This is a genomic window from Streptomyces sp. NPDC007971, assembly GCF_042958635.1.
GTDB lineage: Bacteria > Actinomycetota > Actinomycetes > Streptomycetales > Streptomycetaceae > Streptomyces.
Genome location: NZ_JBIBJK010000005.1, coordinates 190,350 through 206,713, shown reverse-complemented (window position 1 = coordinate 206,713; position 16,364 = coordinate 190,350). Strand labels below are relative to the sequence as shown.

Genomic DNA, 16,364 nt, shown 5'->3' with positions numbered 1-16,364 from the left:
CCTGGGGGAAGCGGTCCCGGCTGCTGTCACCGAGGTAGACCGGCCGCAGTCCGAGAACTCATCGCCCTTCACGCCATCGGGACCGCCCTCACCCACATCTCGTCCTCGGTCAGATACGCGTCCACCTCCAGTCCCGCCTCCGCCAGCGCCTCCTCGAACTGTTCCTTGGTCAGCGGCCGGGCCAGGAAGGTCTGCGTCCAGGACGCGTCCGGGAACACATACTCGGCGCGCACCGAGTGCACCCCGTCGCCGACCGGTTCCGACGCCGCGATCCGCACGGTGAAACCGCTCGGGTCGACCCGCTCCCTCGGTATGTTGGTGTGGTAGTCCTCGCCCTCCTTCTGGATGAGCACACAGCCGCCCTCCGCCACATGCCGGGCACAGGCGCGCAGCATGTCCCGGCGCACCTCGACGTCACCGTTGTGGACGAGGAACGACGCGAGCATCACCACGTCGAACTTCTCGCCCAGGTCGAGGCTCTCGATCGGCTTGCACAGCGTGCGCGCCCCGCGGACATGGGCGAGCATGTCGGCGGCCTCGTCCACCGCCGTGACCGTGAAGCCGCGCTCCAGCAGGGGATGGGTCACCCGGCCCACTCCGCTGCCCAGCTCCAGGATGTGCGCCCCGGCGGGCACGGCGGCGGCGATGACCTCCGGCTCGTCTCCCACCGGAAGCCGTGTGTAGAGCTCTACCGCACAGCCGTCCGGAGTGATCGCACCAGGTCCCGTTCCTTCGTATCCCTCACGCATGTCGACCGTCATGCCCGAACAACGGGCGGCCACCGCACGTCCGTTCCCACCCGGCACCGGTTCACTCGTTCGTGTCCTTCACCCCCGATGCGGGAACCATCTGCCCCACAGCAGGACCGCTCACCCCTGGAGCGGAAACCACCCGTGTCCGACGTACCAGTGCCCTCCCGCCCGCAGATGGTCACCGACGGCCCGCTCCACGGCGGTGCGCCGCGGCAGCCGGGCGACCGGCAGGCCGGGATCCCCGAAGACGAACTGGACGGGCTCGGTGTCGGCCGGTTCCGTGTCCTCGTGGGCGAGGCGGAAGCGCTCCTGGAAGCGGACGATGTTGGACCGGGCGGCGAGGTACCGCTTCAGCTGGGGGTCGAGCAGCCAGGAATGGCACAGCACGGCCTCGGCGTGCTCCTCGGGGAAGTGCAGGGCGAAGAACTCCCGGGCCAGCGCCAGCGAACGGTCGCAGGCCGACGGTGTCAGCGGACCGTGGAAGTCGGGTATGTGCAGGTTCAGGCAGGGTGTGCCCGGTGCCGCGTCCAGGCCGGCCGCCGCGATCACCGACGCGCTGCTCCGCCCGAGCCGCGCCCGCTCGAACTGGAGCCGCCCCAGCTGGTACAGCTCCCCGCGGAAGTGGAGGGCGAGCCAGCGCGGCGACTGCACCCCGGCCCGCCCGTGCCGCCTGCGGTGCACGGCCAGCTGGCGGCCCAGATCGGCCAGGGTGTGCCGGGAGATCTCGGCCGGAATGCCCCGTTCCCGGTGGTGGGCGAGGGTGTGCGGGAGCGCGGCGAGGAAGACGTACACGGCGAAGACGCCGCTCAGGGAGGTCGGGGCGGACGCCAGCAGGTCGCCGAGGTCGGGCGTGCGGCCCGTGTCCTGCGGGTCCCGGAGCAGTTCCTCGACGCACCGCTCAAGGAGTCCCAGCGTGCCCGGGTCACCCGTCACCGTGCGCCGCAGCGCGACCAGTTCGTTGATGTCCTCGTGCGGCACGGCCAGGTAGAGGAGCGTTTCGGGCAGGTCGTCGGTGTCCGGCAGCACGGCGCGGCCCCCCTTTGACGAACGTCGTTGGTGCATGCCTCGGGCGAAGAGTACGTTGCAAGGAGGAGTGGTGATCCCATGCGTACGGGAAGTGAGCCGGCGACCGCGCGCAGTGCTCTGCGGGCGCGGTTCTGGCTGAGCATGTGGGGGCTGGTCTGGGCGATCTTCGGCACCGCGGCGTTCGCACTGGCCGGGCGTCCCGGCTGGGCGGCCGCCTGCGGGGTGCTGTGGCTGGTGGTCACCGTCGACATGACCATGATCCTCAGACACATCCGGCAGGGTCCGCACTACCAGCCGGGCCGGGACGTACCGCCGTACCGGCCGCCGGAAAACGGCCCGCCCAGCCCGGGACCACCGCGGCACCGACACCCCTGAGGTGCCACCTGGCCCCCGCCCCCGAGGCGCCTCCTGGACAGCCGCCCTGGGCCCCTCGCTCCTAGGCCGCCCCGGGACCTCCGCTCCTTGCCGTGGCCCGCGTGCGGGCCGGTCGGCGCTCAGGAGTCGAAGTCGGCCGCCTTCAGGTACCGCGGGTTGGGATCGAGCGCGGCGGCCAGCCGGAAGTGGCGTTTGGCCTGGTCGGGGCGGCCCTGGCGCTCATACGTGCGGGCGAGGGCGAAGTGCGCGAACGCGTTGTCCGGCTCGCGCTCCAGCACGATGGTGAACTCCAGCTCGGCGGGCCGCAGTTGAGCGGCGGCGAAGAAGGCGCGCGCACGCAGCAGACGGGCCGCGGTGTTCTCGGGGTGTGCGGCGATGACTTTGTCCAGCAGTTTCACCGCGCCCCGCGGATCCCGCGCGTTGAGCAGTTGCTCGGCGGCGCGGAAATCTATGACATGCGTCTCCGGAGTACGTCCGGTCGAACCGCTGGTCTCGGGCACGGCTGAGTCCTTCCCTCACTGTCGCCGTTCAACGCCCTGACGCGGCCCGCTATTCCGTGCCGTCTCAGGACGGCCGGCCGTCCTCCGCCGCCGTCCGGGGCACGTGCGCCCGGCGCACGAGCTCGTCCCAGACCTCCGCCACGCGCTTGCGCAGCGCGTCCAGGGGTACGTCGTTGTCGATCACGATGTCGGCGATCTCCCGGCGCTGCTCGCGGCTCGCCTGCGCGGCCATGCGCGCGCGTGCGTCCTTCTCGGTCATCCCGCGCAGCCGTACCAGCCGGTCGAGCTGGTTCTCGGGGCTCGCGTCGACGACGATCACGAGGTCGTAGAGGGGTGCCAGACGGTTCTCGGTGAGCAGCGGGACGTCGTGGATCACGACGGCGTCGTCGGCCGCGGCACTCTCCAGCGCCCGGGAGCGGTCGCCCACCAGGGGATGCACGATCGAGTTGAGGACGGCCAGCCGGTCGGGGTCGGCGAACACGATGGAGCCGAGCCTGGGGCGGTCCAGGCTGCCGTCGGCGGCGAGGACGCCCTCACCGAAGGCCTCCACCACGGCCGCCAGACCGGGCGTTCCGGGCTCGACGACCTCACGCGCGATGCGGTCGGAGTCGATCAGCACGGCCCCGTGCTCCACGAGCAGCCGCGACACCTCGCTCTTGCCGGCGCCGATACCGCCGGTCAGGCCCACTTTCAGCATGAGCGGAAGCTTAGGCCCTGGCACGGACGGCGCCACGTCCGGCACCGGCCCGCCTCGAACGGTCGGCGCAGCCGCCCTAGTTGTCGCCCTCCCGCTCCGCCAAAAATCGCTCGAACTCCCGCCCGATCTCGTCGGCGGAGGGAATGTCCACCGGTTCGGCGAGCATGTTGCCCCGGGTGTCGGCGCCCGCCGCGGCGTCGTACTGGTGCTCAAGGCCCTGGATGAGCGCGGTCAGCTCCTCGTCGCCCTCCTGGATCTGGCGGTCGATCTCCGTCTGCGTGCGGTGCGCCTCGGCGCGCAGGGAGTGCGCGACACTCGGCAGCACGAGGCCGGTGGCGGCCGTGATGGCTTCCAGGACGGTGAGCGCCGCGTCCGGGTAGGCGGAGCGTGCGATGTAGTGCGGAACGTGCGCGGCGACGCCGAGGACGTCGTGCCCGGCCTCCATGAGGCGGTACTCCAACAGCGACTCGGCGCTGCCGGGCACCTGTGCCTCGTCGAAGGGGCTGCGGTGGCCCGGCACGAGGTCGGTGCGGTTGCCGTGCGGGGTGAGGCCCACGGGGCGGGTGTGCGGGACGCCCATGGGGATGCCGTGGAAGTTCACCGACAGGCGGACCCCGAGCCGCTCCACGATCTGCCGCACGGCCGCGGCGAAGCGCTCCCACTCCACGTCCGGCTCGGGGCCGGACAGCAGCAGGAAGGGTGCTCCGGTGGCGTCCTGGACCAACCTGACCTCGATGCCCGGTTCCTCGTACGCGGTCCAGCGGTCCCGTGTGAAGGTCAGCAGCGGGCGGCGGGCCCGGTAGTCCACGAGCCGGTCGTGGTCGAAGCGCGCGACGACCTGGTGGGGCAGTGAGTCGAGGAGCCGGTCGACGATCTGGTCGCCGGTCTCACCCGCGTCGATGTATCCGTCGAAGTGGTAGAGCATGACAAGTCCGGCCGACTCCTGGGCCAGTGCCATGTCGACGACGGCCAGGCCCTTCGGCTCCCATGCGTACAAACCCTGCGGATCAAGCACAGTGACCGCTCCTCCTCGTGTTCCCCTTCTCCAACGCGCGGTGAGGCGTGGGCATTCCCGTGGCATGCCGCTGATCAGGCCTCTCGTGCCAGACACCTTGACGCCCCGTCAGCTGGTCCGTACCTTCACGAGGACAGAGTTCACAGACACGCACATCGTTCATGTATGAGATTCAGGCAGAGCGATCCAGTGTCCGTACGACAAGGAGGCCCCCATGCGCACGCGTACGCTGCTCACCTCCCTGCTCGCCGCGACCACCGCCACCGGCGGCCTGCTCCTGTGCGCGGTCCCGGCCCCGGCCGCCCCGGCCGCCCCGGCCGCCCCGGCCGCCCCGGTCATCGAGGTCTCGACCTCGGCCCAGCTGAAGTCCGCGCTCGGCGGCGCGAGGCCCGGCGACACGATCCACCTCGCGGACGGGACGTACACCGGCAACTTCAAGGCGACCGCGGCGGCCACGGCCGCGTCCCGCATCACCCTCACCGGCTCGCCGAAGGCCGTACTCTCCGCGAGCGGCGGCTACGGCCTGCACCTGAACGGAGCGTCCCACTGGACGGTCAGCGGGCTGACCGTGACCGGCGGCCAGAAGGGCATCATGATCGATGCAGCCAAGGGCGTCGTGGTGGACGGCGTGACCGTCCACGGCCTCGACATGGAGGGCGTGCACTTCCGCAACTCCAGCACGGACGGCGTGATCAGGAATTCGACGATCTACGACACCGGGAACGACGGCCGGGGCATGGGCGAGGGCGTGTACGTGGGGACGGCGAACACGCTGTCCGACAGGAGCGACCGCATCCAGATCCTGGGCAACACGATCGGCCCGGGCGTCGGCGGCGAGAACGTCGACGTCAAGGAGGGCACGACGGGCGCGCAGATCGTCGGCAACACCTTCGACGGCAGCGGCCTGACCGGCGCCAACTACGACGACTCCTGGGTCGACGTGAAGGGCGACGACGTGCTCGTGCAGGACAATACGGGCAGGAACACCAGCAATGACGGCTACCAGACCCACACGCAGCAGTCCGGCTGGGGCTGCGGCACGGTCTTCAGGAACAACAGGTCGACGCTGACCGGCGCCACCGCCTCGACCCGGCTGGCGATCAACGTGACCAACTACAGCACCGGCTGCCGGACGACGGTCTACAGCTCCAACACGGTGACGGGCGGTAGGGGCCTGACCAACATCACGGTCACCCCCTAGAAACACCGGAGACCGCACCACCCAGCGGCATCGGAAACGGCACCGGTCAGGGGCACGGGGAACAGCACCGCCCAGCGACGCGAGAAACAGCACCCCCCGTGGCGCGGAGAGCAGCACCGGTCAGGGGCGCGGGGAACTGCGCGAGGAGCCCCCACCGACCCGCAGCCGAGGAACGGCCGGCACCTCCGGAAAAGTCCGAGGGGCCGTACCCCGAAAGGTACGGCCCCTCAAAACTATCGGCTAAGCCTCAGCGGCTGCGCTCAGCTCTGGCCGCCGGCCAGCTTCTCGCGCAGCGCGGCCAGCGCCTCGTCCGAGGCCAGGGCACCAGAGGTGTCCGCACCCTCGGAGGAGTACGAGCCGCCACCCGACGCGGCCGGAGCCGCAGCCTCGCCGCCCTCGGCCGCAGCAGCGGCGTCGGCCTCGCGGGACTTGATGACCTGCTGCTGGTGCTGCTCGAAGCGGGTCTGCGCCTCGGCGTACTGGTGCTCCCACGCCTCGCGCTGGGTCTCGTAGCCCTCGAGCCAGTCGTTGGTCTCGGGGTCGAAGCCCTCGGGGTAGATGTAGTTGCCCTGGTCGTCGTAGGACGCGGCCATGCCGTACAGGGTCGGGTCGAACTCGACCGTGGCCGGGTCGGCGCCGAAGGCCTCGTTGGCCTGCTTCAGCGAGAGGCTGATGCGACGGCGCTCGAGGTCGATGTCGATGACCTTGACGAAGATCTCGTCGTTGACCTGGACGACCTGCTCCGGGATCTCCACGTGGCGCTCGGCCAGCTCGGAGATGTGGACCAGACCCTCGATGCCCTCGTCCACGCGGACGAACGCACCGAACGGAACCAGCTTCGTGACCTTGCCGGGCACGACCTGACCGATCTGGTGCGTGCGGGCGAACTGCTGCCACGGGTCTTCCTGGGTCGCCTTCAGCGACAGGGAGACGCGCTCGCGGTCCATGTCGACGTCGAGGACCTCGACGGTGACTTCCTGGCCGACCTCGACAACCTCGGAGGGGTGGTCGATGTGCTTCCAGGACAGCTCGGAGACGTGGACCAGACCGTCGACGCCACCCAGGTCCACGAAGGCACCGAAGTTGACGATCGAGGAGACCACACCGGAGCGGACCTGACCCTTCTGCAGGGTCGTGAGGAACGTCTGGCGGACCTCGGACTGGGTCTGCTCCAGCCAGGCACGGCGGGACAGGACCACGTTGTTGCGGTTCTTGTCCAGCTCGATGATCTTGGCCTCGAGCTCCTTGCCCACGTAGGGCTGGAGGTCGCGGACACGGCGCATCTCGACGAGGGAGGCCGGCAGGAAGCCACGGAGGCCGATGTCGAGGATGAGACCACCCTTGACGACCTCGATGACGGTACCGGTGACGATGCCGTCCTCTTCCTTGATCTTCTCGATGGTGCCCCAGGCGCGCTCGTACTGGGCGCGCTTCTTCGAGAGGATCAGGCGGCCTTCCTTGTCCTCCTTCTGGAGAACAAGGGCTTCGATCTCGTCGCCGACCTTGACGACCTCGTTCGGGTCGACGTCGTGCTTGATCGAGAGCTCGCGGCTCGGGATGACACCTTCGGTCTTGTAACCGATGTCGAGCAGGACCTCGTCCCGGTCGACCTTCACGATGACGCCGTCGACGATGTCGCCGTCGTTGAAGTACTTGATCGTCTCGTCGATCGCGGCGAGGAAGGCTTCCTCGTTACCGATGTCGTTGACCGCAACCTGCGGGGTGGTGGCGGTGGTCTCGGTGCTGCTCGTCATGTGGGAAAGGGCTCCGGTACGGACATTGAAGTCGTAGGCACTGCTTACGCCGGGAGCCCGTTTCGCTCTGCAGAAGCCGGACAGCCAAGGAAGCGCCACACAAACGAGCACCAGGTGCCCTGTGGCGCCTCGACAACCGAGGGGACATACATACAGATGCGAGCGCAGCCTGCTCCGTCTGAGGCGCGCAGGCCCGCAGCGCAACTTGTAGCATACGGGGGCAGCCGGACAGGGTCAATGCGCGAAGGCGCACACCCGGGGCGGATCGCCGCATAACCGGCACAAGAATCGTCCCTGGAGGCCACGCAGGGCTGCGGGACCCCCCTCCGTGACACGCGCCCGGCGGGTTGGACGGAAGAGTACGACGAGGGAGCCGATCATCCAAGAGCCCGAAGCGCTCGACCCCGAGGGGTTCGAGCCGGAAGCCACCCGCCGTGAGACCTCGGCCACGGAGAGCGTCCGCGCCAACCGGGGCTGGTGGGACCGCAACGCGGACGAGTACCAGATCGACCACGGCACGTTCCTCGGCGACGACCGCTTCGTGTGGGGCCCGGAGGGTCTGGACGAGGTGGAGGCCGAGCTGCTCGGCCCGCCGGAGGACCTGAAGGGCAAGGACGTCCTGGAGATCGGTGCGGGCGCGGCGCAGTGCTCGCGCTGGCTGGCCGCCCAGGGTGCCCGGCCGGTGGCCCTGGACCTCTCGCACCGCCAGCTCCAGCACTCCCTGCGCATCGGCGGATCGTTTCCCCTCGTCTGCGCCGACGCTGCCGCGCTGCCCTTCGCGGACGGTTCCTTCGACCTGGCGTGCTCCGCGTACGGGGCGCTGCCGTTCGTGGCCGACCCGCGGCTGGTCCTGCGCGAGGTGGGCCGGGTGCTGCGGCCGGGCGGCCGGTTCGTCTTCTCGGTGACGCACCCGATCCGCTGGGCGTTCCCGGACGAGCCGGGCCCGGAAGGCCTGTCGGTGGCCTCGTCCTACTTCGACCGCACGCCCTACGTGGAGCAGGACGAGGAGGGCCGCGCCGTGTACGTCGAGCACCACAGGACGCTCGGCGACCGGGTCCGGGACATCGCGGCCTCGGGCTTCCGCCTGGTGGACCTCGTGGAGCCGGAGTGGCCCGCCTGGAACACCTCGGAGTGGGGCGGCTGGTCCCCGCTGCGCGGGAACCTGATCCCGGGGACGGCGATCTTCGTGTGCGAACGCGACTGACGACACGACCGGTGCCCTCGCGGCCGACGGCTCCGCGACCGCTGCCCTCTGGGGCGACGGCCCGGCGGCCGGCGGCCTTTCGAGCGACGGGTCGGCGGCCCTCGGCCTTTCGAGCGACGGGTCGGCGGCCGGCGGCCTTTCGGGCGGTGGCTCTGCGCCGCGTGTCCTTCCCTACCCGCACGCGCGCGTGAGGCGTGTTCTCCCGTCGTACGACACTGGGGGTGTGATCCGTTACGACGCGCTGGACGCGCTGCCCGTGCGCGCCGCCCTGCCCGCGCTCACCGACGCCCTCGACACGGACGGCGCCGCCGTCCTGGTGGCGCCGCCCGGCACCGGCAAGACGACCCTGGTGCCGCTGGTGCTCGCGGGGCTGGTCGGCGGCGGTCCCGCGCGGCGGGTGGTGGTGGCCGAGCCGCGGCGGATCGCCGCGCGGGCGGCGGCCCGGCGGATGGCGTGGCTGCTGGGCGAGAGGCCGGGCGGGAGCGTGGGCCACACGGTGCGCGGCGAGCGGGTCGTGGGGCGGCACACGCGCGTGGAGGTCGTGACCACCGGTGTGCTGCTGCAGCGGCTGCAGCGGGACCAGGAGCTGAGCGGCGTCGACGCCGTGGTGCTCGACGAGTGCCACGAGCGGCATCTGGACGCCGACACGGCGGCCGCGTTCCTGTGGGACGTGCGGCAGACGCTGCGGCCGGACCTGCGGCTGGTGGCCGCGTCGGCGACCACGGACGCACAGGGCTGGGCGCGGCTGCTCGGCGACGCCCCGGTGGTCGAGGCCGACGGGGTCTCGCATCCCGTGGAGGTGCTGTGGGCGCCGCCCGCGCGTCCGGTGCGGCCGCCGCACGGCATGTGGGTCGATCCGGCGCTGCTCGCGCACGTGGCGTCGGTGGTGCGGCGGGCGCTGGCCGAGCGGGAGGGCGACGTGCTGTGCTTCCTGCCCGGTACGGGCGAGATCGCGCGCGTGGCCGGTCAGCTCGGCGATCCGGGGGCGGTGGACGTGCTCCAGGTCCACGGGCGGGCGCCGACCGCCGTGCAAGACGCGGTGCTGGCACCCGGTGCACGGCGCCGGGTGGTACTGGCGACGTCCGTGGCGGAGTCCTCGCTGACGGTGCCCGGGGTACGGGTCGTGGTCGACTCGGGGCTCGCCCGCGAGCCGCGGGTGGACCACGCGCGCGGGCTGAGCGGTCTGACGACGGTACGGGCGTCCCGCGCGGCCGGGCGCCAGCGGGCGGGCCGGGCCGGGCGTGAGGCGGCCGGGGCGGTGTACCGGTGCTGGGCGGAGGCCGAGGACGGCCGTCTGACGGCTTTTCCGGCGCCGGAGATCAAGGTGGCCGACCTGACCGCGTTCGCCCTCCAGGCCGCCTGCTGGGGTGATCCGGACGCCGCCGGGCTGGCGCTGCTGGATCCACCGCCCGGCGGGGCGATGGCGGCGGCACGTGACGTGCTGACGGCCGTGGGAGCGGTGGACTCCGCCGGACGGGCCACGGAACTCGGCGTACGGCTGGGACGGCTGGGGGTGCATCCCCGGCTGGGGCGGGCCCTGCTGGACACGGCCGGGGAGGGCGCCGGGGTGGTCGCTCTCCTCTCCGAAGAGGTGCCGCGGGACTACGGGGATGATCTTGGCGGTGCGTTGCGGCGTGCTCGGCGCGGGGGTGATGCCTACGGGGAACGGTGGCGGGGCGAGGTGCGGCGGCTGCGGGCCGTCTCGGAGCAGTTTTCCCACCCGCCCGCTCATGACCGTCAGTCACCGGCGGGCCTTCGGACCGGCCCCGGCCCTCGCGTCGACGACGGCGCCCGTGGCGGTGCCAGCCCTGATGCCGGCGTCGGCTCCCATGCCGGTGCGGGCGCCAGCCCCAGTGCCGGCGCCAGTCCCCATGCCAGTCCGAGTCCCAATGCCGGTGCCGGTGCCGGTGCCGGTGCCGGTGCCGGTGCCGGTGCCGGTGACGACAGGCTCACTGGTCTCGTTGCCGCTCTCGCCTTTCCCGAGCGCGTCGCCAGGCTCGACGGCGGGTCGTACCTCATGGCGTCCGGGACGCGGGCCGAGGTGTCCGAGGGGTCGGCCCTGCGCGGGGCGCCGTGGATCGTCGTCGCCGTGGCCGACCGGCCCGGCGGGAAGGGGCACGCGCGCGTGCGGCTCGGAGCGGCCGTGCCCGAGGACGTGGCACGCGCGGCCGCCGGTCCGCTTCTGGAGGAGCGGGACGAGGTCCACTGGGCGGACGGTGATCTCGTCGCCCGGCGTGTCGAACGGCTGGGTGCCATCGAACTGGCCGTACGCCCCCTGAAGGACCTCGATCCCGCACTCGTACGCGGCGCCCTTCTCGAAGGGCTCCGGCAGGAGGGGTTCGGGCTGCTGCGGTGGCCGCCGGAGGCTCAGGCCCTGCGGCAGCGGCTGGCCTTTCTGCGCGCGCATCTCGGGGAGCCCTGGCCGGACGTGTCGGACGAGTCGCTGCACGCGCGCGTGGACGAATGGCTGGAGCCGGAGCTGGGCCGGGCCCGGCGCCGGGCCGATCTCGGGCGGGTCGATGCCGGGCAGGCGCTCGCGCGGCTGCTGCCCTGGGCGAGTGGCCGGGCCGCCCGGCTGGACGAGCTGGCGCCCGAGCGGATCGCCGTGCCCAGTGGATCCAGGGTCCGCATCGACTACGGGGATCCGGACCGGCCCGTCCTGGCCGTCAAGTTGCAGGAGATGTTCGGGTTGCAGGAGACGCCGGCCGTGGCGGGGGTCCCGCTGCTCGTGCATCTCCTCTCCCCCGCCGGGCGGCCCGTCGCCGTCACGGCCGACCTCGCCTCCTTCTGGAAGGACGGCTACCGGGGCGTGCGCGCGGAGCTGCGCGGGCGGTATCCGAAGCATCCGTGGCCGGAGGACCCTGCGACGGCCGAGCCCACCCGGCACACCAACGCGCGGCTCAGGCGCTGACCGGTTCGGGTTCCGCCGCCCGGGTGGGTGTCGGGTCCTGCGGCCGGCGGCCGCGTGCCTCCAGATAGAGGGAGAGCGCGAGGAGCAGGAGGCCGAGGGCCAAGAAGCCCCGGGGCAGGTACGAGGTCAGCATCAGGACCAGGGTGCGGTTGTGCTTGACCAGGGCGACCGTGTGCTCGATGTAGTCCTCGCGCATCTTCACGTCGCCCGCGAACGCCGTCACCTTGGCGCGCCCGCCCAGCAGCGTGCCGCCGCGCAGCTCCTCCTTGTGCAGTTCCTCGCCGTACACGGGTGCTCCGGTGACCGGTTCGACCCAGAACCTGCGGACCGTGCTGTACCAGCGGGTGGTGCCGGTCCTGGCCACCGACGCGGGGGTGATGCCCTGGACCGGCATGGCTTTGGGGAAGGGAACCCTGGTCCAGGGGACGGTCTGTTCGAAGTAGTAGACCTTCACTCCGCGGAAGGTCCGGGTGCCCTTGTAGTGGATGGGGCTGGTGGTGCGGGTCTGCGCGTCGAAGTACTCGTAGTCGCGTTTCTGGGTGAGGAAGGGCCACTTGAACTCGATGCCGTCCCGTTTGACCGGGTCGCCGTCGACCGCCTCGCCGGTGGCGTGGACGGGGTCCTGGCTGTGGGCGTCGAAGATGTAGCGCTCGGGGACCCTGGAGACCATCTTGCCGTCGGGCCCCTGGACGTAGGACAGGCCCTCCCAGACGACGACGGGGCGTCCCGCCGTCTTCCCGATGTTCTCGGCGGCCTCCACGTTTCCCTTGAGGGTCTGCACGATGGTCACCTTGGAGACCTTCTTCGCGCGCATGGTGCCGTAGTCCAGGAGGGTGGCGCCCTTGGCCTCCAGGACCATGTCCTGGTACTGGTTCGCGGGGATCCTGGCCAGGCGCGGGAAGGCGTACCAGCGCATCAGCGGAGACAGCGCCGCGAAGAACACGGCGCAGGCGAGCAGGACCAGGCTTGCCTTGCGGCGCATGGTGGCCTCCCTCCCGGACGGGTGCGGCTACGGGTGCGAGGGCACCGTCGTCAGCAGCGGCTTGGGGGATGTCCGGCCCGTCGGCGCGCCCATGGCGGTCATCGCCAGGACCAGGGCGAGCGCGAGGGCGAGACCGGTCGCGGCGGCGATCAGGGCGCGCATGCGGGCCTCCCGGCGGACGATTCCTGATGGTTCGTCAGGTGAGGCAGGCACCGTAGCAACGGGCGGCCGAGATGAGAACAGGTTGCGCACACGGACGAGGGCGCCCCCCTCCGCAGCGGAGGGGGCGCCCTGTGGCCCTGTGGTCCGGCCCTGCCGGTCCATGACCCTGTGGCCCCTGTGTCCAGCCCTTGGGTCTGTGGTCGTGAGGTCCTGTGGTCCTGCGCCTGTTTCGTCCGTGCCGTCAGGAGGTCGCGGACGGGCTCGGTGAGGGGCCGGCCGAGGCATCGGCCGCGGCGACCTTCAGCTCGACGGTGAGGGTCGCGCCGCCGGGGGTGGTGATGCGGAGCAGGAAGGTGCCGCTGATGTCGTCCGCGTACAGCTTCGGCAGCGTGAGCAGGCCCTTGCCGTCGGTCTGCAGGCCGGTGAGCGTGCGCACGGACTTGCCGTCGGCGTCCTTGAAGTAGGGACCCTTGTCGTTCTCGGTGGGGTCGTCGTCCGCCTTGATCAGGGTGGCGGTGGCCGCGACCTTGTCCGCGACGGCACCCTTGTACGTCGCCTTCACCTGGACCTGGTCGGCGAATTCGCCGCCCGGGGTGCAGGTCAGCGGGGTGTCGCTGGTGCGGGCGAGCGTGTCGGCGGCGCGTTCGGTGACCGTGGCCGTGTAGTCGACCCCCTTGGCCTTGTGACCGACGACGACGGTGGTGATCTTGAAGTCGCCGGTCTTCTCGCCCGCCTGGAGCGCGGGCGCGACCGCGACCCCCTTGGCGTCGGTGGCGATCGTGGCCACGCTCTCGCCGCCGGCGAAGGTGGCATCGGTGTCGCCGGTGATGGTGAACCGGATCCGTACCTTGCCGACCGCCTTGCCCGCCTTGGTCTCGGCGCGGGTGCTGATCCGCCGGCCGAACGCGTCACCGGCCATGGCCGTGAGCTTCGCGGTGCCCGCGTCCTCCAGGTGGTCCACCGTCTCGGAGGGGGTCTGCGGGACCGGCGGCTTGGGGGGCTTCGGGGGCTTCGGTGGCTTCCGGTCGGGAGTCTTCTTGCCGCCGGGCTTGTGCGGGGTCGGCTTGGTCTTCGGCGGGTGGGAGGGGCTCGCGGGTCCGGAAGGCCGCGTGGTGCCGCCGTCGCTGCGGTGGCCGGGCACGCCGCCGGTGCCGTCGGGCACGGAGTGGGTGCCCTTGCGGTAGTACTCCAGCCAGCTCAGGACCAGGTTCAGATAGTCCTGCGAGCCGTTGTAGCTGAGGATCGCGCGGTGCAGGCCGGCCTCGCCGGACAGGTCCCAGTTGTTGCGGCACAGGTAGTGGCCGGCGGCGAGCGCGGCGTCGTAGATGTTGTTGGGGTCCGCCTTGCCGTCCCCGTTGCCGTCACGGCCGGCCCACGCCCAGGTCGACGGGATGAACTGCATCGGGCCGACGGCCTGGTCGTAGGAGCTGTTGCCGTCGTACTCGCCGTGGTCGGTGTCCTTGATGAGCGCGAAGCCGTTGCCGTCGAGTTGCGGGCCGAGGATCCGGCTCAGCGTCGTGCCGTTCGCGTCGACGAGGCCGCCGCGCGCCTGGCCCGACTCGACCTTGCCGATGGCGGCGAGGAGTTGCCACGGCAGGTTGCAGCCCGGCTTGGAGGTGCGCAGCTCGGCCTCGGCCTTCTTGTAGGCGTCGAGGACCGTCGCGGGAACACCGGCCTCGCCCTCACCCCGGGCGACGGGGGTGCCTATGGTCGGCGACGGGCTGGGGGCGGGGCTGTTGAGAGGCGGCAGGTCCGTGTAGTACGGCGAGTTGCCGGTGGCGTTGCCGTCGGAGACCACATCGGGCGTGGAGGTGCTGGCGCCGGCCGGGGCCGGTCTGCCGTGGTCCTCGCCGGTCGCTCCCGGAGCCTGGGACGCGGACAGAGCCGCGACCGCCACCGCGGCCACGGCGGTGGTCGCCGCCCCCTTGCCCAGCCGCCTGCCGAAATGCGCCGCCATTGAGTGAACCCTCCCGTGGACGCGGTGCGCCCGTCTCCGTCCGACTGCTTCGCTCTGGTGTGACGGTCGACCCGGTGTTCTGGTTGCGCCTGTGCCGCCGTTGTCCGTATGTGAGGTGTGTCCGGCCCTGCGTCCTGGCCGGCAACCCAGGCGACCCTACGACAACTTGTTGTGAGTGGGGACCCGTTCGCGCCCGGTTTTCACCGATTGACCAACTGTTGTTGTCCGCCCGGGGCAACGGCCTCTGCCCCCGGCATCCATGGATCCGACGCCCGCATACTGGACGGACGCCATCTCAGGTTCCGGCGCCGTGCCGCCGGTTCCGCCGCCACGGCGATCGCTTCCAGGGGGCCCCGTTGCCGTTCACTCTCAGCCATGCGGCGGCCGTTCTGCCGGCCGTCCGCCAGGACGGCCGGGGCCGGGGCAGGCTGGTGCCCGCGGTGCTCGTCGCGGGCTCCTTCGCGCCCGACATGACCTACTACGCGGCGAGTGTCCTGTCGGGCGGGATGGAATTCGGGGCTTTTACACACTCTTTGGCGGGTGTGGTGAGCGTGGACGTGGTCATCTCCTGGGCGCTGGTGGGGTTGTGGCTGCTCGTCCGGGAGCCGCTCGTGGCGCTGCTGCCCCGGACCGCTCAGCGGCGTCCGGCCGCACTGCTGCGCTGCGGCGCGCCACACACGCGGGTGCGGACCACGTCCGTGCTGTGGTGGTACGTCTCCGCGGCGCTGGGCGCGCTGACACATGTCGTGTGGGACGCGTTCACGCATCACGACCGGTGGGGGTCGCGGCTCGTTCCCGCCCTGGGGCGCACTGCGGCGGGCATGCCGCTGTACTCATGGCTGCAGTACGGCACGTCCGCGGTGGCCGCCGTGGTGATCACCGCGTTCCTGGCACGTGCGCTGCGGCGGGTGCCGGACGCCGAGCCGGTGGGGGTGCCCCTGCTGTCCGTACGGGACCGGTGGCGGGCCGCGGCCGTGATCGGCGGCTGTGCCCTGGTGGGGGCGGTGCAGCGGGCGTCGCGATGGTCGGAGTACTGGGGCGCGAACGCCCGGCCCTGGGACCTGGTGCCCACGCTGTGCTTCGGGGTGGGCGCCGGACTGGTCCTAGGGGTGCTCCTGTACGCGGCCGGGATCAGGGTGTGGCGCCCGGCCCGGGTTCCGGGTGGTCCCGGTGAGGAGGTCGGTGCGGGGCAGGGCCGGTCGGTGGTCCGGTGACGGGAGCCTTCAGGACAGGGACCACGAAGACGGTGAGGGTGCGCCGGGGGCGGGTTCTCGGGATCTGGGTGAGCAGGAGCGCGAGGTAGCCGCGGACCAGATCCGCCCGGACGCGCCGGTCGAAGGCGGCGCCGTCCGCCGCGGTGGCCCGCCCGGCAAGCCGGCGTCGCAGGTCCGCTGCGGCCGTGCGGGCCCTGGTGGCCAGGTCGACAGGGATGCGGGCGGTGCTTGCGTCGGCCGCGAGCGGCGGGACCGGCGAGGCAGGCGTGGCCTGGGCCGAGGCGGTGTGCGGCCGGGCCGGGGCGCTGTTGCGTGCCTCGGGCGTCCGGCGGTGAAGCATGCGTATACCCATGCCCGCAGTGTTGCGGCTGCGGGGCCCCGGGGGCGTTTTGGCGGGGGCCACGTGAGTGAAAGGCCCTCCGGGGGTTCGGCCGGTTCGGGTGCGGATGGGGGTGGCATGGGGGTGGCATGGGGGTGGTGCGGTGTGGGGGTGCCACGCGCCGGGTTCGGGGGATTCACGGGGATGCGGGGGTGCGGCCGGAAACCACCGGCCCCCGCACCCACCGGCCGTCGCACCAACGAACGGAAACCAGTCACACCGACGCACGGAAACC

General features: G+C 71.8%; 15 protein-coding genes. 5 read left to right on the top strand and 10 right to left on the bottom strand.

The window, feature by feature from the left end; all coding sequences use genetic code 11:
* Window positions 1-68: 68 nt before the first annotated feature.
* A complete protein-coding gene (locus tag ACFZCP_RS12240) occupies window positions 69-749 on the bottom strand; it encodes a methyltransferase domain-containing protein (protein ID WP_391426498.1) in 681 nt (226 codons plus the stop codon).
* Between the two features lie 120 nt (window positions 750-869).
* Window positions 870-1,778: an acyltransferase domain-containing protein gene (locus ACFZCP_RS12235; RefSeq protein WP_391426497.1), complete on the bottom strand. Its 909-nt coding sequence runs from the start codon at window positions 1,776-1,778 to the stop codon at window positions 870-872.
* A 78-nt stretch (window positions 1,779-1,856) separates the two neighbouring features.
* Between ACFZCP_RS12235 and ACFZCP_RS12230 the strand changes: the two genes are divergently transcribed.
* On the top strand, window positions 1,857-2,153 hold the full coding sequence (locus tag ACFZCP_RS12230) for a DUF6343 family protein (protein ID WP_391426495.1): 297 nt from the start codon (window positions 1,857-1,859) through the stop codon (window positions 2,151-2,153).
* Between the two features lie 119 nt (window positions 2,154-2,272).
* Here the strand turns inward: ACFZCP_RS12230 and ACFZCP_RS12225 are convergent, their stop codons facing one another.
* From ACFZCP_RS12225 to ACFZCP_RS12215, 3 genes are all read right to left on the bottom strand, one after another.
* On the bottom strand, window positions 2,273-2,653 hold the full coding sequence (locus ACFZCP_RS12225) for a tetratricopeptide repeat protein (RefSeq protein ID WP_391426494.1): 381 nt from the start codon (window positions 2,651-2,653) through the stop codon (window positions 2,273-2,275).
* A 64-nt stretch (window positions 2,654-2,717) separates the two neighbouring features.
* On the bottom strand, window positions 2,718-3,350 hold the full coding sequence (gene coaE / locus ACFZCP_RS12220) for a dephospho-CoA kinase (RefSeq protein ID WP_391426492.1): 633 nt from the start codon (window positions 3,348-3,350) through the stop codon (window positions 2,718-2,720).
* Between the two features lie 76 nt (window positions 3,351-3,426).
* On the bottom strand, window positions 3,427-4,365 hold the full coding sequence (locus ACFZCP_RS12215; protein ID WP_391426490.1) for a PAC2 family protein: 939 nt from the start codon (window positions 4,363-4,365) through the stop codon (window positions 3,427-3,429).
* A 214-nt stretch (window positions 4,366-4,579) separates the two neighbouring features.
* Here ACFZCP_RS12215 and ACFZCP_RS12210 point away from each other — a divergent pair, with 214 nt between their 5' ends.
* A complete protein-coding gene (locus tag ACFZCP_RS12210) occupies window positions 4,580-5,566 on the top strand; it encodes a right-handed parallel beta-helix repeat-containing protein (RefSeq protein ID WP_391426489.1) in 987 nt (328 codons plus the stop codon).
* Between the two features lie 260 nt (window positions 5,567-5,826).
* Here ACFZCP_RS12210 and rpsA read toward each other — a convergent pair whose 3' ends face one another.
* Window positions 5,827-7,320, bottom strand: coding sequence for a 30S ribosomal protein S1 (gene rpsA, locus ACFZCP_RS12205; protein ID WP_116151726.1), 1,494 nt, complete (start codon window positions 7,318-7,320; stop codon window positions 5,827-5,829).
* A gap of 328 nt (window positions 7,321-7,648) precedes the next feature.
* Between rpsA and ACFZCP_RS12200 the strand changes: the two genes are divergently transcribed.
* Both ACFZCP_RS12200 and ACFZCP_RS12195 read left to right on the top strand, forming a co-directional pair.
* Window positions 7,649-8,524, top strand: a complete 876-nt coding sequence (locus ACFZCP_RS12200) for a methyltransferase domain-containing protein (RefSeq protein WP_391426486.1) — start codon at window positions 7,649-7,651, stop codon at window positions 8,522-8,524.
* Window positions 8,525-8,747: 223 nt separating this feature from the next.
* Window positions 8,748-11,435, top strand: a complete 2,688-nt coding sequence (locus tag ACFZCP_RS12195; protein ID WP_391426484.1) for an ATP-dependent helicase C-terminal domain-containing protein — start codon at window positions 8,748-8,750, stop codon at window positions 11,433-11,435.
* On the opposite strand, the gene ACFZCP_RS12190 is transcribed toward ACFZCP_RS12195, so the two are convergent.
* From ACFZCP_RS12190 to ACFZCP_RS12180, 3 genes are all read right to left on the bottom strand, one after another.
* Complete coding sequence (locus tag ACFZCP_RS12190; RefSeq protein ID WP_391426482.1) at window positions 11,425-12,417, bottom strand: porin PorA family protein; 993 nt, start codon at window positions 12,415-12,417, stop codon at window positions 11,425-11,427. The genes ACFZCP_RS12195 and ACFZCP_RS12190 overlap by 11 nt on opposite strands.
* A 27-nt stretch (window positions 12,418-12,444) precedes the next feature.
* Window positions 12,445-12,579 carry an SPW_0924 family protein gene (locus ACFZCP_RS12185; RefSeq protein WP_208901447.1) on the bottom strand — a complete coding sequence of 45 codons (135 nt, stop codon included), beginning with the start codon at window positions 12,577-12,579 and terminating at the stop codon, window positions 12,445-12,447.
* 241 nt (window positions 12,580-12,820) lie between these two features.
* Window positions 12,821-14,536, bottom strand: a complete 1,716-nt coding sequence (locus ACFZCP_RS12180) for a lytic murein transglycosylase (protein WP_391426480.1) — start codon at window positions 14,534-14,536, stop codon at window positions 12,821-12,823.
* A gap of 356 nt (window positions 14,537-14,892) precedes the next feature.
* Between ACFZCP_RS12180 and ACFZCP_RS12175 the strand changes: the two genes are divergently transcribed.
* A complete protein-coding gene (locus ACFZCP_RS12175) occupies window positions 14,893-15,750 on the top strand; it encodes a DUF4184 family protein (protein ID WP_391426477.1) in 858 nt (285 codons plus the stop codon).
* On the opposite strand, the gene ACFZCP_RS12170 is transcribed toward ACFZCP_RS12175, so the two are convergent.
* Window positions 15,668-16,102, bottom strand: a complete 435-nt coding sequence (locus tag ACFZCP_RS12170) for a hypothetical protein (RefSeq protein WP_391426475.1) — start codon at window positions 16,100-16,102, stop codon at window positions 15,668-15,670. The two genes, ACFZCP_RS12175 and ACFZCP_RS12170, sit on opposite strands and share 83 nt — an antisense overlap.
* Between the last annotated feature and the right edge of the window lie 262 nt (window positions 16,103-16,364).

Bases quoted from the DNA above. Each gene is read 5' to 3' on its own strand.
- ACFZCP_RS12240 (WP_391426498.1), bottom strand. From the start codon at position 749: ATGCGTGAGGGATACGAAGGAACGGGACCTGGTGCGATCACTCCGGAC.
- rpsA (WP_116151726.1), bottom strand. From the start codon at position 7,320: ATGACGAGCAGCACCGAGACCACCGCCACCACCCCGCAGGTTGCGGTC.
- ACFZCP_RS12210 (WP_391426489.1), top strand. From the start codon at position 4,580: ATGCGCACGCGTACGCTGCTCACCTCCCTGCTCGCCGCGACCACCGCC.
- ACFZCP_RS12230 (WP_391426495.1), top strand. From the start codon at position 1,857: ATGCGTACGGGAAGTGAGCCGGCGACCGCGCGCAGTGCTCTGCGGGCG.
- ACFZCP_RS12190 (WP_391426482.1), bottom strand. From the start codon at position 12,417: ATGCGCCGCAAGGCAAGCCTGGTCCTGCTCGCCTGCGCCGTGTTCTTC.
- ACFZCP_RS12170 (WP_391426475.1), bottom strand. From the start codon at position 16,102: ATGGGTATACGCATGCTTCACCGCCGGACGCCCGAGGCACGCAACAGC.
- ACFZCP_RS12185 (WP_208901447.1), bottom strand. From the start codon at position 12,579: ATGCGCGCCCTGATCGCCGCCGCGACCGGTCTCGCCCTCGCGCTCGCC.
- ACFZCP_RS12180 (WP_391426480.1), bottom strand. From the start codon at position 14,536: ATGGCGGCGCATTTCGGCAGGCGGCTGGGCAAGGGGGCGGCGACCACC.
- coaE (WP_391426492.1), bottom strand. From the start codon at position 3,350: ATGCTGAAAGTGGGCCTGACCGGCGGTATCGGCGCCGGCAAGAGCGAG.